Annotated in this window: 14 protein-coding genes and 2 pseudogenes; 7 read left to right on the plus strand and 9 right to left on the minus strand. The window is 71.4% G+C overall.

Translation table 11 applies throughout. The annotated features are described in order from the left end of the window. Positions 1–16 precede the first annotated feature (16 nt). Positions 17–3145: an FG-GAP-like repeat-containing protein gene (locus F0L17_RS28375; RefSeq protein ID WP_338018182.1), complete on the plus strand. Its 3129-nt coding sequence runs from the start codon at positions 17–19 to the stop codon at positions 3143–3145. Between the two features lie 142 nt (positions 3146–3287). Here F0L17_RS28375 and F0L17_RS22885 read toward each other — a convergent pair whose 3' ends face one another. Then, the gene (locus F0L17_RS22885) at positions 3288–3950 is read right to left on the minus strand and encodes a GPP34 family phosphoprotein (protein WP_162466587.1); all 663 of its coding nucleotides are present in this window, start codon (positions 3948–3950) and stop codon (positions 3288–3290) included. 164 nt (positions 3951–4114) lie between these two features. Here F0L17_RS22885 and F0L17_RS22890 point away from each other — a divergent pair, with 164 nt between their 5' ends. The 5 genes and pseudogenes from F0L17_RS22890 (at position 4115) to F0L17_RS27805 (ending at position 9749) form a co-directional block, all read left to right on the plus strand. Next, the gene (locus F0L17_RS22890) at positions 4115–5149 is read left to right on the plus strand and encodes an MsnO8 family LLM class oxidoreductase (protein ID WP_155072523.1); all 1035 of its coding nucleotides are present in this window, start codon (positions 4115–4117) and stop codon (positions 5147–5149) included. A gap of 154 nt (positions 5150–5303) precedes the next feature. Then, positions 5304–7958, plus strand: a complete 2655-nt coding sequence (locus tag F0L17_RS22895) for an NACHT domain-containing protein (RefSeq protein WP_202917918.1) — start codon at positions 5304–5306, stop codon at positions 7956–7958. Positions 7959–8096: 138 nt separating this feature from the next. Continuing rightward, positions 8097–8279: pseudogene (locus F0L17_RS28550) on the plus strand (DUF4158 domain-containing protein); the annotation flags it as partial. A 58-nt stretch (positions 8280–8337) separates the two neighbouring features. After that, a pseudogene (locus F0L17_RS28555) lies at positions 8338–8391 on the plus strand (hypothetical protein); the annotation flags it as partial. 491 nt (positions 8392–8882) lie between these two features. After that, entirely contained in the window at positions 8883–9749 is an 867-nt protein-coding gene (locus tag F0L17_RS27805; RefSeq protein WP_338018183.1) for a Tn3 family transposase, read from the plus strand. Positions 9750–9845: 96 nt separating this feature from the next. Here the strand turns inward: F0L17_RS27805 and F0L17_RS22905 are convergent, their stop codons facing one another. The 6 genes from F0L17_RS22905 to F0L17_RS22930 form a co-directional block, all read right to left on the minus strand. Further along, positions 9846–10031 carry a hypothetical protein gene (locus tag F0L17_RS22905; RefSeq protein ID WP_155072524.1) on the minus strand — a complete coding sequence of 62 codons (186 nt, stop codon included), beginning with the start codon at positions 10029–10031 and terminating at the stop codon, positions 9846–9848. Between the two features lie 60 nt (positions 10032–10091). Next, a complete protein-coding gene (locus tag F0L17_RS22910) occupies positions 10092–10877 on the minus strand; it encodes an ABC transporter permease (protein ID WP_155072525.1) in 786 nt (261 codons plus the stop codon). Further along, positions 10874–11866 (minus strand): ATP-binding cassette domain-containing protein, encoded by a 993-nt coding sequence (locus F0L17_RS22915; RefSeq protein ID WP_202917921.1) that lies wholly within the window; start codon positions 11864–11866, stop codon positions 10874–10876. Before F0L17_RS22915 ends, F0L17_RS22910 begins: the two co-directional genes overlap by 4 nt. Positions 11867–12037: 171 nt before the next feature. Continuing rightward, positions 12038–12364 carry a DUF1048 domain-containing protein gene (locus tag F0L17_RS22920; RefSeq protein ID WP_162466588.1) on the minus strand — a complete coding sequence of 109 codons (327 nt, stop codon included), beginning with the start codon at positions 12362–12364 and terminating at the stop codon, positions 12038–12040. A gap of 1 nt (position 12365) precedes the next feature. Beyond that, positions 12366–12722 (minus strand): DUF1048 domain-containing protein, encoded by a 357-nt coding sequence (locus F0L17_RS22925; RefSeq protein ID WP_155072527.1) that lies wholly within the window; start codon positions 12720–12722, stop codon positions 12366–12368. Beyond that, positions 12719–13045: a PadR family transcriptional regulator gene (locus F0L17_RS22930; RefSeq protein WP_155072528.1), complete on the minus strand. Its 327-nt coding sequence runs from the start codon at positions 13043–13045 to the stop codon at positions 12719–12721. Before F0L17_RS22930 ends, F0L17_RS22925 begins: the two co-directional genes overlap by 4 nt. A gap of 360 nt (positions 13046–13405) precedes the next feature. On the opposite strand from F0L17_RS22930, the gene F0L17_RS22935 reads away from it, so the two are divergent. Further along, the gene (locus F0L17_RS22935; protein WP_155072529.1) at positions 13406–14044 is read left to right on the plus strand and encodes a recombinase family protein; all 639 of its coding nucleotides are present in this window, start codon (positions 13406–13408) and stop codon (positions 14042–14044) included. Positions 14045–14210: 166 nt separating this feature from the next. Here the strand turns inward: F0L17_RS22935 and F0L17_RS22940 are convergent, their stop codons facing one another. After that, positions 14211–15569, minus strand: coding sequence for a carboxyl transferase domain-containing protein (locus F0L17_RS22940; RefSeq protein ID WP_162466589.1), 1359 nt, complete (start codon positions 15567–15569; stop codon positions 14211–14213). After that, complete coding sequence (locus tag F0L17_RS22945; protein WP_162466590.1) at positions 15562–17034, minus strand: AMP-binding protein; 1473 nt, start codon at positions 17032–17034, stop codon at positions 15562–15564. Before F0L17_RS22945 ends, F0L17_RS22940 begins: the two co-directional genes overlap by 8 nt. Between the last annotated feature and the right edge of the window lie 61 nt (positions 17035–17095).

Below are 17095 nucleotides of genomic sequence, written 5' to 3' on the forward strand. Positions count from 1 at the left end.
CGGGGAGGGGATCTCTGTGGCCCGCCACACCTTCGCGCGCGGTCGACGGGTCGGACGCGCGGCGGTCGCCGCCGTCGCGGCCGTCGTGTCCGCCGCCACGGTCGCCGCGCTCGGCCCGCCGGCGCTCGCGGCACCGACGGACGTCCCGCGGGAGACGGTGGTGCCGGCCACCGAACGCACCTCCGACGTCTCGGCGGTCCTCTACGGCGCGGAATCCCCGTGGAGCACGGACGGCGCCGGAGCGCGGGGCGTCCTCCACACCCTGGAGGGCCGTTCCGGCCGTCAGTGGACACGCTACTCCGACGGGGAGACCGTCCCCGTCCCCGACCGGGACGACCTGCCCGCGCCGCAGTCCACCGGCGACGACGTGCTCGCCCACCGGGACGGGAACCGGGTCACCCTGCGGGATGTGCCCGAGGGGACGACCCACACGGTGGACATCCCCGGGGAACAGGGGTTCCTGGGCGTCTTCGGGACCACGGTCGTCACCTTCGGAACGGTCACGGCCGAGGACGGGACGGTCGTCAGGGAGGTGCACCTGCTGACCCCGGAAGCCGGCGGCACCACCGAGGACACGGTGGTCGGGGGGCTGCCGGCGGGATCGCAGATCGGCCGGCCCGTGGTGGCCGACGAGGAGAGCATCGCCTTCCTCGTCAGGGTGGACGGACGGCAGCGGATCGCCCTGGTCGCCCGCGGGACGGGACGGGTCCGGGGCTGGACCGCTCCGGTCCCCGTCGATTACCAGTACGCCGTCCTGACCTCCGGCCACCTGGTGCTGTACAGCACCTTCGAGAACGCCCTCCTGGTGGTGCCGCGCGCCGACCCGTCCGCCGCCCCGGTCGAGGTGGAGCTGGAGGGCGGTTCGGTCAATCCGGCCCACCACCTGACGGCGGTGGGGGACTGGCTGCTCTACCGGCGTTCCCACGCGACGGCACCCGTCAGGGCCGTACCGGCCGAGGGCGGCGAGGCGGTCACGCTCTTCACGGACGTCCGCCCGAAGATCTCCGCCGCCCCCGGTCACACCGCCGTCGTCGTCGGCCGCACCGGCACCGAGGACGAGGACGACTGGGGCGTCCACCGCGTGGTCGAGGGCGAGGACGGCAGGCCGACGGTCGTCACGGTCAAGCCGCTCCCGCGTCCGGGCGTCACGATCCGGGGCGTGTCGCTGGCCCACGGGCGGTTGATGGTCGCCGACGACAGCCGTGGGCGGCGGGAGGTCTGGCAACGGACGGTCGCCGAGACCGGCACCCCCGAGTTCGGCGAGCGCACCCTGTTCACCGACTCGGCCACGCGGTTCGCCCCCTGTCCGGAGCAGGACGCCGAGTGCTCGCGCGTCCACGGCCTCGCGGACGGACGGATCGTCTGGCTGGACCGGGGGACGGACGGGCGGGACACGATCCGGGTCGACGGCCCCGGCACGTACGAGGACTTCTCCTACTCCGTGCGGACGGGCGGCCGGATCACGGACGTGTCCGGGGAGTACCTGGTCCACACCGCCCCCGGGGAGCAGACGGTCCACCGGATCGGTCACCACGCCGGCCCGGTCCTCACCCGTGCCCCGGGCGCCGCCGCCGTCTGGGGCGATCTGCTGTGGAGCCCGAGCGGCACGGCGGGCGCGGTCACTGCGTACGACCTGCGCACGGGAGAGACGGTGCGGACGGTGGACACCGGGGCGGGCTGCGTTCCCGAGGAACTCCAGGCCGTGGGAGGCCGGCTGTACGTCGACTGCGCCGGGGACGGGCCGTCGGTGGTCCACGACCCGGCGGCGAAGAGGACCGTGACCGTGCCGTCGGGTGAGGCGCTGCTCGGCGACGGCTACGTCGTCACCCACGACCGGTCCTCGGGGCAGCTGACGCTCACCTCCGTGGCGGGAGGGACGGCCTCCGGCCGGGTCCTGGCGGAGCTGCCCGACACCGGAACCTCGCAGCGGAACGTGCGCTGGACCGTGGACGAGTTCGGCGGGCACGTGGCGTGGGTGGACGACCAAGAGCGCGTGCACCTCGTGCCCTCCGGGGTCCCGACCCGGCCGCTGGCCGCGCTCGGCGCTCCCGACAACGCCCCCGAGGTGTGGGCGGCCACCGCCGACGCCACACCGTCCCGGGTCACCTCCGTGCTGTTGTCCAAGCCGGCCGACCGCTGGACGCTGACGGTGCGCGACGCCGTGACCGGCCGGACGGTGGACACGGTCACGGGCGGTTCGGCGAAGGGGAGGCTCTCCGTCGGCTGGAGAGGGCTCCATCCGGGCCTGACCAGCGACGTGTTCCTCCCGGACGGCGCGTACGACTGGACGCTGTCGGTCACTGCGGCGGACGGCTTCGGCGCCGCCCTGTCGTACGACGGAACGGTCGTGCTGCGCGGCGCGAACAAGGTGCGACACGACCACGCCGGCGCGAAGCAGCCGGACGGTGTGGCGGACATGATCACGGTCAGTACCGGTGGTTGGTTGACGTTCCAGCAGGGGGACGGTGCGGGCGGTTTCTCGGGCAAGACCTCGGCGTTGGGGTGGTCGAACTCGGTGTTGGTGGTCTCGTTCGGGGATCTGGACGGGGATCGCTGCAACGACGTGTTGGTGCGGACGGACGGCGGCGAGTTGCGGGGGTACCGGCCCGAGTGCGGTGATCCGGTGGGGCCGGAGACGCCGTACACGAGCCTGGGCACCGGGTGGAACGCCTATGACGTGTTGACCTCGCCGGGTGACATCACCGGGGACGGGCGCGCCGATCTGTTGGGGCGGCGGTCCGCCACCGGCGACATCCAGCTGTTCGCCGGTCGGAGCGACGGCACGCTGGCGGCGGGTCGGAAGATCCGGTCGGCGTGGACGTCGTACACCAAGATCGTCGGGGTCGGTGATCTGGACGGTGACGGTCACGGTGAGGTGCTCGCCCACCGTGGGGACGGCGCGTTGTTCCGCTACGACGGCACCGGTACCGGTCTGTTGGAGGACCGGGTGCTGTTGGTGGCGAACTGGGGGTTGTCCTACGACACGTTGGTGGGGGTGGGCGACATCACCGGGGACGGGCACGCCGACATCGTGGTGCGTGACCGTGCCGGGGTGTTGTACCGCAACAACGGCAAGGGGAACGGCACCTTCACCGGCCGGTACGAGATCTCCGCCGGCTGGGGAGGCTACAAGGGCCTGTTCTGAGCCGCCGGAGCCGCGAGGCCGGAAGGGCGGGACACGGCGAGGGGCCGGGGAGACGGAAGGACGTCTCCCCGGCCCCTCGCCGTTCGGGCGCGCCACCACGCCTCCGTGGGGAGCCCAACGGGAACGGAGCCGAGGTCGGCTCTCAGGACGTCGTCGTGACCACGGTGGCCGCCATGATCACCACGACCGCCGTCTGCACGTCGCGGATCGCCCCGCGGACGCTCTCACCGGCCCAGTTGCCCTCGGCGATCTCCGCCATCCGGGGTTCGACCCGCTTGCGGGGCAGATCCGGGAACGCCTGCCGGTACAGGCGCGTGGCGTGCAGCAGGGCGACCAGTCCGCAGGTGCGGTCGTCGGGCTCCGCGCCGTCCACGACCACGGAGACCAGACGCTCGCGCACCTCCCGTTCCACCGAACCGTCCGCCTCCGGATAACGCCGCACGGGGAAGAGGCCGAGCACGCGGTGGCGCCGCTCGGCGACGAGACCGCGCTCGCACAGGCTGTCCACCGCGTCCGCCACGGCCTTCGGCTGGTCCTTCGTCAACCAGCCGGACGTCTTCTTCCGACCCCCGTCCCCCAGCCAGTCGGCGATCCGCTCCAGGCGTCCGTCGAGCAGGGGGACACCGGTCGGGGTGCGGTCGACGACCGTCAGCCGTCCGTCGTCCACCGCGACGCGGCCCGCCATGACCAGATCCAGCAGGATGCCGCCCGCGACCCCCCAGCCCGTGGAGGACCAGTCCTGCGTCGCACCGGACTCGTCGTCCAGCGACAACAGCATGATCTCCTCACCCAACGTGACACGCACCGGCGTCTCCCCACTTTCCGCGTTCGTCCTGTCGACCACAGACGCACGAACGCGCTTCCGAGGTTGCCTCCCGCGAGACGCGGAGGAACCGTGGTCCCGGAACAATCCGCTCCGAGCGGAGGCCCGGCCGGGAATCCCGTACGGTCGCGGTTGTTGGAACGGACATGACCGACGACACGCTGCGCACTGTCCGACTGTCGGTCCTCGACCGCTCCCTGATCCGACGCGGGGAGGGCGCGGACGAGGCCCTGCGCGCCACCGTGCGCTTCGCCCGGGAGATCGATGCGCTGGGATACCACCGCTTCTGGGTCTCCGAACACCACGGCGTGCCCGGTGTCGCCGGTTCCGCGCCGACGGTGCTCGCCGCGGCCGTCGCCTCGGCCACCACCCGCGTCCGGGTCGGCACGGGCGGGGTGATGCTGCCCAACCACCGGCCGTTGGTGGTCGCCGAGCAGTTCGGGGTGCTGGAGTCGCTCTTCCCCGGCCGGATCGACATGGGCCTGGGCCGCTCGGTCGGCTTCACCGACGCCGTGCGGCGGGCCCTGGGAGCCGGGAAGGAGGACGCCGAGCGGTTCGGCGACGACCTGGCCGAGCTGCTGGGCTGGTTCTCCGGCGACGGCGCCCGGAGTACGCCGCGGGTGCGCGCCGTGCCCTCCGAGGGGCTGCGGGTGCCGGTGTTCGTGCTGGCCACCGGCTCGGGGGCACGGCTCGCCGCCGAGCGAGGGCTGCCGCTGGTCACCGCACCGGCCCGCGGCGAGGAGCGGATGCTGCGCGCGATCGAGGAGTACCGCGCGGCCTTCCGCCCCTCCGCCGTGGCCCCGGAGCCGTACCGAAGGCCGTACGTGGTCGTCTCGGTGAGCGCGGCGGCCGGCGCCACGGCCGAGGAGGCGGAGACGATGCAGGCATCGGAGGCGTGGGCGACGGTCGTCTCCCGCACCCGGGGCGTCTTCCCGCCGCTGCTTCCGCCCCGGGAGGTGCTCGCGCGGGAGGCGACCGAGCGGGAACGCGCGCTGTTCGCCGAGGCCCGGGCCTCCCAGGTGCACGGAACGGGGGAGGAGGTGGCGGCCGCGCTCGGCGCACTGGCGCGGCGCAGCGGTGCCGACGAGTTGCTGCTCACCCTCAACGCCCACGACCACGGCCTGCGCCTGGACTCCTACCGGAGACTGGCCCGGCTGGCCGGTCTGTCCCCCACCGCCTGACGGCCGCCCGCGCGGCGAGCGGGCCGCGACGGCCGGGCCCACGGCCGGTTCGCCCCCTCCGGTCCCCGTCGGGCGATGTCCTCCCACGCCGTCGGTCCGTGACCTACGCTGAGCATGACGGTCGGTCGTCGAACGAACACACCCCGGGGGATGGATGGAACCCGTCGCCATCGGCGCTCGCCTCGCCTCGGCCGTGGTCGCCCCGTTGGTCAAGAGGCTGTTCAGGCGCGACGGCGTCGGGGCGGACCTGGTCGACAGGCCGGCACACGTCCCCGGACTGGTGTCGTTCAAGGGCGAGAGACGCACGCTGACCGACAAGGACCTGTACGGGATCGCCGAGGAACTGGTCGGACGCGCCACGCAGTCGACGGGGATGGAGGAGCGGCTGCCGTCCTACGAACGGCGCGCCGTGATCCACGCGGTGGCCGACTCGCTGCGCTCCGTCGGCGACCTCGACATGGACGACGTACAGGCGGTGCGACTGGGGCACCTGGCCCTCTCCCAGCACCTGAGGTCCCAGAACCGCGCGGCCACGCTCGGGTTGTCCGGCGACGCGGTGGCGCTCCACGCGAGCGTGGTGGACACCGCCTGCCTGCACATCCTGCACTTCTTCACCCAGCGCTCGTCGTTCGTGCCGCGCACCCTGCTGGAGCAGAGCCGCAGGATCGAGGAGCTGTCGAACAGGATCGACACCCTCATCGCGCGCACCCCGTCACCGGCCGACGCCCCCTTCGAGGAGCGCTACGCCCACTACATCGCGACGAAGCACGGCAGGTTGACCATCTTCGGAGTCGACCTCTCCGGGTCGCCCGAGGAATGGCCACTGGACGCCGCCTACCTGAGCCTGGACGCGACGAGCGGCGGTACGGACGCCGTCCCCGTACTGCTGCCCGCCGACCACCTGCCGGCGGGGCGCGACCGCGTGCTCCTGCGCGGCGTCGCCGGTTCCGGGAAGACGACACTCGTGCAGTGGCTGGCGGTGTCCACGGCACGCAGGCAGCTCGACGAGCGCCTGCTGTACCTCTACGGTCTGGTGCCGTTCGTGCTCCCGCTGCGCACGCTGACCCGGGGCGGCGCCGCCCTCCCCACCCCCGACGGCTTCCTGTCGGCCGTGGGCTGTCCCCTGGCCGACGTCCAGCCCACGGGCTGGCTCGACAGGGTGCTGAGGTCGGGGCGCGGACTGATCCTGATCGACGGGATCGACGAGGTCCCCGAGAGCGAGCGCCAAGAGGCGCGCCGCTGGCTGCAGGACCTGATCGGCTCCTACCCCGACAACAGGTGGCTGGTCACCTCTCGACCGTCGGCGGTGCGGGAGGACTGGCTGGTGGGGGACGGCTTCACCGAACTCGACCTGGCCCCCATGAGCAGGGACAACGTGATCGAGTTCGTCAGGCGGTGGCACCGGGCCGCCGGCATCGGCGACCAGTACGCCACGGAACTGGTGCAGGCCGTCCGCGCCAAACAGGATCTGGGCCGGCTCGCCACCAACCCCCTCATGTGCGCTCTGATCTGCGCGCTCCACCAGGACCGCCGCGGCTACCTCCCCGACAGCCGCAAGGAGGTCTACGACGCGGCCCTCTCCATGCTGCTCTCCCGGCGCGACCGCGAACGCGGGATCCACAAGCCGGGAACGATCCGCATCGGCCAGGCCCATCAGGTCCAACTGCTCCAGAAGCTCGCCTACTGGATGATCCGGAACGGCCGTTCGGAGATGGACCGATCCGACGCCGTCGACCTCCTGGGGAAGACCCTGCCGTCGATGCCGCAGGTCGCCGAGCAGGGGACCGTGGAGGAGATCTACCGCCACCTGCTGGTCCGCAGCGGTCTGCTGCGCGAACCCGGCGTCGGCTCGGTGGACTTCATCCACCGGACCTTCCAGGACTACCTGGGGGCCAAGGCCGCGGTCGAGGACCTCGACTTCGACTTCCTCATCGCACACGCCCACCTCGACCAGTGGGAGGACGTCATCCGGATGTCCGTCGCCCACGCGCGCCCGATGGAGCGCACCCGGCTGCTCGCCGGACTGATCGAACGGGGCGACGCCTCGCGCAGCGACCCCCACCGACTCCACCTGTTGGCGGCCGCCTGCCTGGAGCACGCGACGGAGTTGGCCCCCGAGGTGAGGGCCGAGGTGCAGCGGCGGGCCGCGGACCTGATCCCGCCCCGGTCGGCCGACCAGGCACGCGCGTTGGCCGACGTCGGGCCGGTCGTCCTGGAGTTGCTGCCCGGCCCGGACGAGCTCTCCGACGACGAGGCCTACTACACCGTGCTCTCGGCGACCCGCATCGGCACCGACGCCGCGATCCCCATACTCGCCCGGTACCGAGGGCTCCAGGACCTGCGGGTGCGCTCCGAACTGGCCCGGGTGTGGAGCCGGTTCGACACCGAACGCTTCGCCGAGGACGTCATCGCACACCTCGGTGGGGAGGACCTCCACTTCCCGGTCTCCAACCCGGGGGAGCTGCGTGCCCTCCGCTCCTTCGGGGGGCGGGACCGCATCAAGGTGTCGGGACCGATCACGCCCGAGGACTTCACGAGGGAGTGCGTACCGGCCCGCCTCACCCACCTGTGGGTGGAAGTGGACCTGGGCTGCACGTGGGAGTGGCTGGGCTTCTTCCCCAACCTGCACACGCTGACCCTGGAGATCCCCCTTCCGGAGATCGACGTGAGCACTCTGAGGAACGTGCGGTCGCTGCGGCTCCTCCGGCTCCCGGAGGAACCCCTCGTCATCGGCGCGGAAACGCTCCCCGCCACCACCAGGGTCGTCAAGGAGCGCATCGGGGCGGCCCGGTACTCCGCGAGCGGATGACGGGTTCGGTGCCGGGAACCGAGGCCCCGGTAGTACTCGCCGAAAAACAACGGAGTAGTCCCTGACCTGGCCCGTTGCTGTGGAGCCGGTGGCTCGTTGGGCTGAACGAGTGAATCCGGCGGCGAGAGGGACGAGCAGATGGCAACGCGGGTGTTCTCCGATGAGGCGTTCCTGCGGAAGTTCCTGCGTCCCCAGACGGTTCTCGGCGCCGCGGTGCAGTTGTGCACGCTGCCGTGGCTGGGCTTTGTGCCGTACGAAGTGCCGTCGGCACCGCCTGCGGCGGTGGGGCGGCTGGCCCGGCAGCTCGGCCTGCCGGTGGAGGTGCTGCGCGGCTACGGCGTTGTCCCGGGAGCAGACACGTACGGATCATCTGCGGCAGGTGGCGACGTATCCGGGGTGGCGGCCGGCGAAGTCGCTGGAGTCGAAAGAGTTGGACGAGTTCCTGCCGGCCCGCGCCATGGAGCATGATTCGCCGTCGCTGTTGTTCCGCCTGGGCTGCGAGGTCGAGAAGCCGAAGTTCCTGCGCGGCCTGGACGCCGACACGCTCGACATGTTCGCACTGCCCGCCGAACGGCGCCGTCACCTTGCCCAGATCGGCCGTCGGCTCACCTCGCAAGCCCTGGTGCGGCGGGAGCCGAACCGGCGCCATCCAATCCTGCTCACGCTACCGGCCCAGTCCGCGGTCGACGTCCTCGACTCGGTCGTGCGGCTCTTCGACCAGACCCTGTCGGGTTCGGAATCCCGGACCCGGATCAAGCTGCGCGATGAACCCGCCGAGCGGGCCAAGCTCTCGGAGGACCGGCTCGCCCTGCTGGACGAGATCCTGCCCGTGCTCGCCGACGTTGGCGTCCCGGACGAGGACGTCGGCACGCTGCTGCGCGAGAAGGTCGGGATGGACCGCATCCGTGCGGCATCCCGTACGACGTGCCGGCGTGGACTGCGGAGTGGTGCATCCGTGAGGAGACGCTGCGGGAGGCCCACTACGTGCTGGGCGAGATCCTCGGCAACGCCACCGACCTGCCGATCACCGAGCACTCCACGGACACGCACGGCGTCACCTTGGTCAACTTCGGGCTCTTCGATTCCGTGGGCAAGCAGCTCTCGCCGCGCATCCGCGACCTGGGCAAGATCACCCTGTACCGGATGGGCGCGAAGGCCGACTACGAGGAGCGCTTCCCCACGGCGGGCACGCTGCTGGCGAAGAAGGCCAACCTCGACCTGGTGGCGGCTCACTGGGACGATCTGCTCCGCCTCGCCGGATCCGTGAAATACGGGCACGCCACCGCCTCGCTGATCGTGGGCAAGCTGTCGGCGTCCTCCCGGCAGAACGCGCTGGCCGCCGCACTGAAGGAGTACGGGGCGATCCGACGCACGATCCACGCGGCCAAGTACCTGTCGGACGAGGGCTGCAGGAGGAAGATCGCCCGGCAGTTGAACAAGGGCGAGTCGCTTCACTCCCTGCGCCGCCGGCTCCACTACGCACGCGAGGGCAAGATCACCCGGTGCCAGCCCGAGCAGCAGAACGAGCAGGCGTGGTGCCTGACCGTCGTGACGAACGCGGTGGTCTGCTGGCACACCGAGTACATGGGCCTGGCCGTCGGCGAACTACGCGGCGCCGGTCGTGAGGTGGACGCCGAGGCCCTGGCGCACATCTCCCCGGCCCGCAGCTCGGCCGTGAACTACTACGGCTCCATCACCGTCGACTACGAACATGAACTCGCCCAGCTCGACGAGCAGGGCCACCGGCCCCTGCGAACCGCGGCCATCGACGAGCCCGGAGCCGGGCTGTAGCGGCAATCGGCCCGCAGAGCCCAGGGCCGTACAGTCGAAGGCGGTCCGGAGTCGGCTGCAATGACCCCGGACCGCCTGTCTCAGCTCACTGCTCGGCTACTCGTCGGCATCCGCCTTCTGGGCAGCGAGCACGCCGGTGACGCTGTACCCGTTCACGACTACACGCAGAGCGGCCCCCTCAGCCGGCCGCAGCGCGGTGGCGAGGTCGAAGCGGTGCGCGTCGAGCCACTCCTCACCTCGGTCGTACGGCTTGACGCCGTCAGCCCAGGTACCGGAGGCCACGCGGGCCGGACGACGGTACGGAACGAGGGGCGGGCTGCCGCTTCGAGGTGGTGCTGCCGGCTACTTCGGGTCGCGGTTGAACAGGGCCTTGGACCAGAAGTAGCCGAGAACCGTGAGGCCCACGCACCAGGCGACGGCCAGCCAGCCGTTGTGGCCGATCTCGCTGCCGAGCAGCAGGCCGCGCAGAGTCTCGATGGCCGGGGTGAAGGGCTGGTGTTCGGCGATCGGCTGGATCCAGCCCGGCATTGTCTCGGCGGGGATGAACGCGCTCGAGATCAACGGCAGGAGGATCAGCGGCATGGCGCTGTTGCCGGCCGCCTCGGCGTTCGGACTGGACAGGCCCATGCCGACCGCGATCCACGTCAGGGCCAGGGAGAACAGCGCGACCAGTCCGAAGGCGGCCAGCCACTCCAGGACGCTTGCGTCGGTGGAGCGGAAGCCGATGGCCACGCCGACGGCCCCGACGAGCACCACGCTCATGACCGACTGCAGCACGCTGCCGACGACGTGCCCGACGAGCACCGATCCGCGATGGATCGGCATCGTACGGAAGCGGGCGATGATGCCCTCGGTCATATCCATGGCCATGTACACGGCGGCGCCGATCGTGGTGCTGCCGACGGTCATCAGCAGAATGCCCGGGACGATGTAGGTGACGTAGTCGGAGCGATCCGCGCCGCCGATGCCGGCGCTCATCGCGTCGCCGAAGATGTAGACGAAGAGCAGCAGCAGCATGACCGGCGTCAGCAGCAGGTTCAGGGTTCCGGATGGGTAACGCCGTGCGTGCAGCAGATTGCGGCGCAGCATCGTGGAGGAATCGCGTACGGCGAGGGACAGGGAGCTCATCGGGCGGCCTCCTGGGCCTGCGTTGGGACGTTGCCGTCGGTGAGGGCGAAAAAGACGTCGTCGAGGTCAGGGGTGTGCACGGTCAGCTCGTCGGCCTCGATACCGGCGGAGTCCAGCCGGTCGAGGACAGAGCGCAGCTCGCGCTGGCTGCCGCCGCTGGGGATCTGCAGCGCCAGCGCCTCGTCATCCCGCTGCACCTCACGCAGCGCGGAGGCGGCGCTCTGGTAGGCGGAAGGATCGGTGAAGCGCAGCCGGATGTGCCCGCCGGGGATCATCCGTTTCAGCTCCTCGGCGCTGCCCTCGGCGACGATCTTGCCGTTGTCGAGGACGGCGATACGGTCGGCGAGCTCTTCGGCCTCGTCCAGATATTGGGTGGTGAGGAAGACGGTGACGCCGTTGGCAACCAGCTCGCGGACGATGCCCCACATGTTGTGGCGTGCTCGCGGGTCGAGGCCGGTGGTCGGCTCGTCCAGGAAGATGATGCGCGGGCTGCCCACCAGGGTCATGGCGATGTCCAGGCGCCGCTTCATGCCGCCGGAGTAGCTCTGCACAGGCTTGTCGGCGGCGTCGCCGAGGTCGAAGCGCTCCAGCAACTCGGCGATGACCCGCTTGCCCTCGCGCCTGGAGAGGTGGTTGAGGTCGGCCATGAGCAGCATGTTCTCCGTGCCGGTGATCAGGCCGTCGACGGCGGAGAACTGGCCGGTGACACCGATTGCGGCCCGTACCCGGTCCGGAGCCGAGGCGACGTCGTGGCCCGCGACCTGTGCCTGGCCGCCGTCGGCACCGATGAGCGTGGAGAGGGTCTTTACGGCGGTGGTCTTGCCGGCGCCGTTCGGGCCGAGCAGCGCGAAGACCGACCCGGCCGGGACGCGCAGGTCGATGCCGTCGAGGACGGTCTTGCCCCCGTAGGACTTGCGCAGGCCGACGGCGGAGATGGCGGGCGGACCACCGCCACCATTCCTGGATGTGGGCATGACAGATGAAGGCATGGTGCCCTCCCTTTCGAAGGCTGTGATGGTGAGGGGGAGCGAAGGAGCCGGGACCGGTGGGTAGGGCGCTGATGCGCGGTGATGTCGCTGGTCGGTCCGCACCTGCTCGCGCTGCGCTGAGGCGAACGAACCACGCAGGCGGGCTCTGCCCGCAGGCATGAACCGACGGTGCTACTGCTCGGCCGCGCCGGGATTGCCGTTGAGGGAGTCCTGATAGACGTCCGCGTAGGTGCGTGAGTCCTTGATCAGGTCGTCACAGAACGCGGCGACGTCCGGGCCGATGAGCTCCAGGACTCCCTTGCCTCCGGCCGCGCCCTCCTCGAAGAAGTCGACGATCCCGGGGAGCAGCTGCCCGTCGGACAGGTCGGTCGGTCCGACCTTGAACAGGTACCGCTGCATCTCCTGGTAGACGATCCGGTAGTCCGGCGGGAGCGTCTTGACCCGGGCCATGTGCGCCCGCCACTGCTTCTTGCCCTCGATGATGTCTTGGATGCTCACGTCAGCCCTCCAGCCGCTTCAGTTTCCTTGCGACGTTCTTGTTCAACTGCTCGCGCCACCGATCGCGATGGGTTCGGGCCCCTTCGCCACCGGCCAGCGCCGTGCAGAATCCTCGGATGTCGTCGCCGAGCACGTCACGGACGCTCAGTCCGTCCGCCGCGGTCTCTTCGAGCAGCCCCAGGGCGTTGTCGAAGATCGGCATCAGGTTGCGGCCGGTGAAGTTCCCATGGGGGAAGAGGTGGGCCTTGATCTGTTCCCACGCCGCTCGGTAGTCCTCCGGCAGGGCCTGGGCCCGGACTTCGAACGCCTTCCATTCCCGCGTGAGATCGCTGCCGGTGATGGTCTCCCAGAAGCTCATTTCCCGCCCTCCTTGAGCTTGTCGATGCGTGATGAGACGAACTGCCACTTCGCCCAGAACTTCGCGAGTTCCTCGCGTCCGGCGTCGTTGAGCGTGAAGAACTTGCGCGGTGGACCGGCCTCGGATGGTCGCTTCGTCACTTGAACGAGTCCGTTCCGCTCCAGTCGCAGCAGGATGGTGTACACCGTCCCCTCGACAACATCGGCGAAGCCGAGTTCGTTCAGCTGGCGAGTGATGGCGTACCCGTAGGTTTCCTCGCGTCCGATGATCTGGAGCACGCACCCTTCGAGCGTGCCCTTCAACATCTCCGTCAGATCGTCCATCGCATGCCCCACCCAGCCCTATCGGTACTATGTGCTACTGAGTACTGGTATAGAGTACCACTGAGTAGTGGAGGTGTCTGCGGGCAGCGACCGCGGACCGGACGTTGTGATCCGCGAAGCGGAGGAAGATTTCGCACGCCGCGAGGGGCGCCCATCGGCAGGATTCCCGGTGGGCGCCCCGGCGCGTGGAGCTCGCGCCTGTCGTCAAAGGAACGAATGAGGACAGGCACGGCGGGCGTCCAATGAACCCGGACGTTTCGGGGCCTCGCGGCGCCGCGAATCCAATCGGGTCCGATGACGGACGAAGACAGGGTTTGCCGACAGCCAGGGTCGGATGCGACCACCACAACGGGGAGCGGCATGGCCAACCTGGTCTACAGACGGGTGTCGACCGACCAGCAGTCGATCGACCGTCGGAATCTCGTCCTGGACGAGGCCGGGATCGAGGACCCGGTCGTCTTTGAGGAACAGGCCGGCACATCCAGCCGCCTCCACCCGTTGGAACGGCCGAAGCTCGGCGAGTTGCTCACGTACGCGCGGCCGGGCGACACCATGCGCATCTCCGAGATGTTCCGCCTCGTGCGCGGCACCCAGCACATCCTCGACGTGCTCGAGGTCCTTCACCGCAACCGTCTCGCGCTGCGCATCCACGACGGCGCGTTCTCCGCGATGGACCTCACCGCCCGCCACCCGCGCACTGGAGAACTGCTGTCCACCGTGAAGTTCATGGTGCAGACCCTCGCCGCCGCCGGCGAACTCCAACGCGACATCCAACGCGAGTTGACGTACGACGGGCTGCGGGCCGCGGCGGCGAAGGGCGACAAGGGCGGGCGTCGCCCCGCAGTCCCCGCCGACAAGACCGACACTGTGCGCACCGCGTACCTGGAAGGCCGGTCCATCGCCGCCCTCGCCCGAGACCACAGCGTCAGCCGCGGCGCCAAGCGCAAAGCCCGCCGCGAGTACGAGAACCGCGTCAACGCCCCTGGCAGCGACATCTGAAGGGGAGCGGGGAGTATCCGCAGGTCAGGGGCTACTCCGTTGCTTTTTCGGCGAGTACTACTGGGACCTCGAACCGTTCGGCGTGCTCCCCGGCACCGGCGACCGGCGGCGACGCCTCCGGGAACGGTCCCGTACGGGTGGCCGGCGGGCCCGGGCCCGGCACCGGTCACGGTGGCACGATGCCGCGGGCGATGCCCAACTCCACCAGGTCCTGCGGGCGCAGCCGCAGCTCGTCGGCCGTCTCCCGCACCCGCTCCGGGCCGCGCTTGAGGATGGCGGCGGCCGACTCCGGGGCGATGACGGAGAAGTAGGAGTCCGGCGTGACCCAGGTGTTGCCGGGCGCCGCCAGCGCCAGCGCGCCCCCCGAGCCGCCCTCCCCGACGACCAGTGTCGTCACCGGCACCCGGGCCTCGGCCATCGCCGCGAAGGCGTCCGCGATGGCCGCGCCCGCACCGGACCGTTCCGCCGCCTCGTCGTTGGCCGCGCCCGGGGTGTCCACCAACGTCAGCACCGGTATGCCCAGCCGGTCGGCCATCCGGATCAGCCGGGCGGCGGCGCGGAAGCCCGCGGGCAGCGTCGGCGTCCCGCACTGGGCCGCGTAGGCGACCGTACGACCGTCCCGCCTGCCGAAACCGCAGCGCATCCCCGGATCCGTCCCGCCGCAGCGGTCGCCGGAGAGCTCCTCGCGCACCTCGAAGTACGCGTCCAGGTAGGCATCGGCACGGGGGCGGCGCGGCGAACGGGCCCGCTCCACCGCCTCCCAGCCCGTCCCGGGCGGCCCGGACACCGCACCGAGCGCACGCGGGGGCTCGGGCGGACCGTCGCCATCCGTCGGGGAGGCGAGCAGCGCCAGCCAGCTTCCCAGAACCTCCCGCAGCTCACCCGGGGCCACGATCCGGTCCACCTGTCCGGCCGCCAGCTTCCCCTCGGCCCCGTAGGCGGCCGGATCGGCCCCCGGGGGGCGGACCCGCGAGCCGGCGAAGGCGATCTGCGCGCCCGGCAACGCCAACACCACGTCCGAGCCCGCGCCCAGCGTCGCCCATCCGCCGCCCGTGGTGGGGTCCCGTGCCACGGCGATCTGCGGCAGCCCCGCCGCACGGGTCAGTGCCGACTGGCGGGCGACGCGCTGGAGCTGGGTCAGCGCGCGCATGCCCTCCTGCATACGGCTGCCGCCCGTCGCGATCAGTGACACCACCGGCAACCGCTCGGCGCGGGCGTACCGGTGGGCGGCCTCGATCCGGTCCCCGGTGCGCTGCCCCAGCGAGCCGCCGAGGAAACCGAACTCGAAGACGAGCAGCACCGTACGGACACCGCCGACCGTGCCGGTGCCGCACACCACCGACTCGCGCTCCCCCGTCCGCTCGCGCGCCCCGGCCCTGACGGCCCCGTAACCGGCCCAACCGATCGGACCGTCGCCGGGGCCGCCCGTCGCCCCGTCGTCCCAGGCGGCCTCGCCGTCGGGAAGCTCGGCGAAGCCGTCGGCCACCGCGTCCAGCACCGCGCGGGCCGGGAGCCGCTCACCCACGGAGCAACTCCCGCTTCACGACCTTGCCCATGTCGTTGCGGGGCAGGGCGTCGACGAACCGAACCGCGCGCGGCCGCTTGTGCGGGGCGAGCCGCTGTGCGACGTGGTCGGCCAGTTCCCGCTCGTCGGGCCGCTCCGGGCCCCCGGCCGGTACGACCCAGGCCACGATGCGCTCGCCCAGATCCGGGTCGGGCTCGCCGACGACGGCGGCCTCGGCGACTCCCGGGTGGCCCACCAGGCAGTTCTCGATCTCCCCGGCACCGATCTTGTAACCACCGCTCTTGATCAGGTCGGTCGCCTTGCGCCCCACGATCCGGTAGAAGCCGTCGGCGTCCCGGGTGGCCATGTCGCCCGTGCGGAACCAGCCGCCCGCGAAGGCCTCCGCCGTGGCGTCGGGACGGTGCAGGTACTCGACGAACAGATGGGGCCCGCGCACCTGGACCTCACCGACGGTCTGTCCGTCGCCGCCCTCGATGCGCCTGCCGTCGTCGTCCACCAGCCGTACGTCCACGCTGGGCAGGGGGACACCCACCGTGCCGGCGCGGCGCTCGCCGTCCGCCCGCACGCTGGTGATCATCAGCGTTTCGGTCATCCCGTAGCGCTCGACGACGCGCTGCCCGGTGGCGGCGGTGATCCGTTCGTGGTCGTGGAGGGGGAGGGCCGCCGAACCGGAGACCAACAGCCGGGCGCCGCGCAGGGCCGCGGCCAGCCGTCCGCCGTCCGCTCCCTCCCCGGCGTCGAGGGCGTCGGCCAGCCGGTGGTACATCGTGGGCACCCCGAAGAGCATGGTGCCGCCCTCCTCCAGTGCCCCGGCGACGCCCTCGGGGGAGAAACGGCCCAGGTGGCGGAGGGTCCCGCCGCGCCGCAGCGGGCCCAGTACGCCCAGGATCAGGCCGTGTACGTGGAACAGCGGCAGGGCGTGCACCAGCACGTCGTCCTCCGTCCACCCCCAGGCGTCGGCCAGGTCGTCCAAAGTGCCCGCGATCGCCCGGCGCGGCAGGACCACGCCCTTGGGCGGCCCGGTGGTGCCGGAGGTGTAGACGATCAGTGCCGGTGCGCTCTCGTCGGGCGCGGACGTGGTGCCGTCGGGCCGGTGCGGTTCGCCCTCCGGCTCCAGGTCCACATCGGTGCGGGGAAGCGCGTCCAGTGCCTCGGGAAGCGCGTCACCGGGGGCCGCCAGCACCCGCTCGGGCGTGCTGTCGGAGACGATGTGCGCCAGCTCCTCCGCTCCGATCCGCGGGTTGACGGGGACGGCCGGCACCCCGGCCAGCAGCGCCGCCAGCACTCCGACACAGGTGTGCGGGGAGGGAGTGGCCCACACCGCGACCCGCCCGGTGTCGGCGATCCGCAGGGCGAGGGAGTGCGCGGCAGCGGCCAGCCGGCCGTAGTCGATCACCAGGTCGCCGAAGCGCAGCGCCGGTTTCCCCGGCGACTGGTGGAGGGTCGGAAACAGTGCTGCGGGCACCCGGGGCTCCTCGTCTCGTACGGCTGTGCGGTCGGTCTCCAGGGTGCCTACCCATCCGTCC

This window comes from Streptomyces taklimakanensis (genome assembly GCF_009709575.1).
Lineage (GTDB): Bacteria > Actinomycetota > Actinomycetes > Streptomycetales > Streptomycetaceae > Streptomyces > Streptomyces taklimakanensis.

Bases quoted from the DNA above. Each gene is read 5' to 3' on its own strand.
- F0L17_RS22890 (WP_155072523.1), top strand. From the start codon at position 4,115: ATGACCGACGACACGCTGCGCACTGTCCGACTGTCGGTCCTCGACCGC.
- F0L17_RS22895 (WP_202917918.1), top strand. From the start codon at position 5,304: ATGGAACCCGTCGCCATCGGCGCTCGCCTCGCCTCGGCCGTGGTCGCC.
- F0L17_RS22910 (WP_155072525.1), bottom strand. From the start codon at position 10,877: ATGAGCTCCCTGTCCCTCGCCGTACGCGATTCCTCCACGATGCTGCGC.
- F0L17_RS22915 (WP_202917921.1), bottom strand. From the start codon at position 11,866: ATGCCTTCATCTGTCATGCCCACATCCAGGAATGGTGGCGGTGGTCCG.
- F0L17_RS22925 (WP_155072527.1), bottom strand. From the start codon at position 12,722: ATGAGCTTCTGGGAGACCATCACCGGCAGCGATCTCACGCGGGAATGG.
- F0L17_RS22930 (WP_155072528.1), bottom strand. From the start codon at position 13,045: ATGGACGATCTGACGGAGATGTTGAAGGGCACGCTCGAAGGGTGCGTG.
- F0L17_RS22935 (WP_155072529.1), top strand. From the start codon at position 13,406: ATGGCCAACCTGGTCTACAGACGGGTGTCGACCGACCAGCAGTCGATC.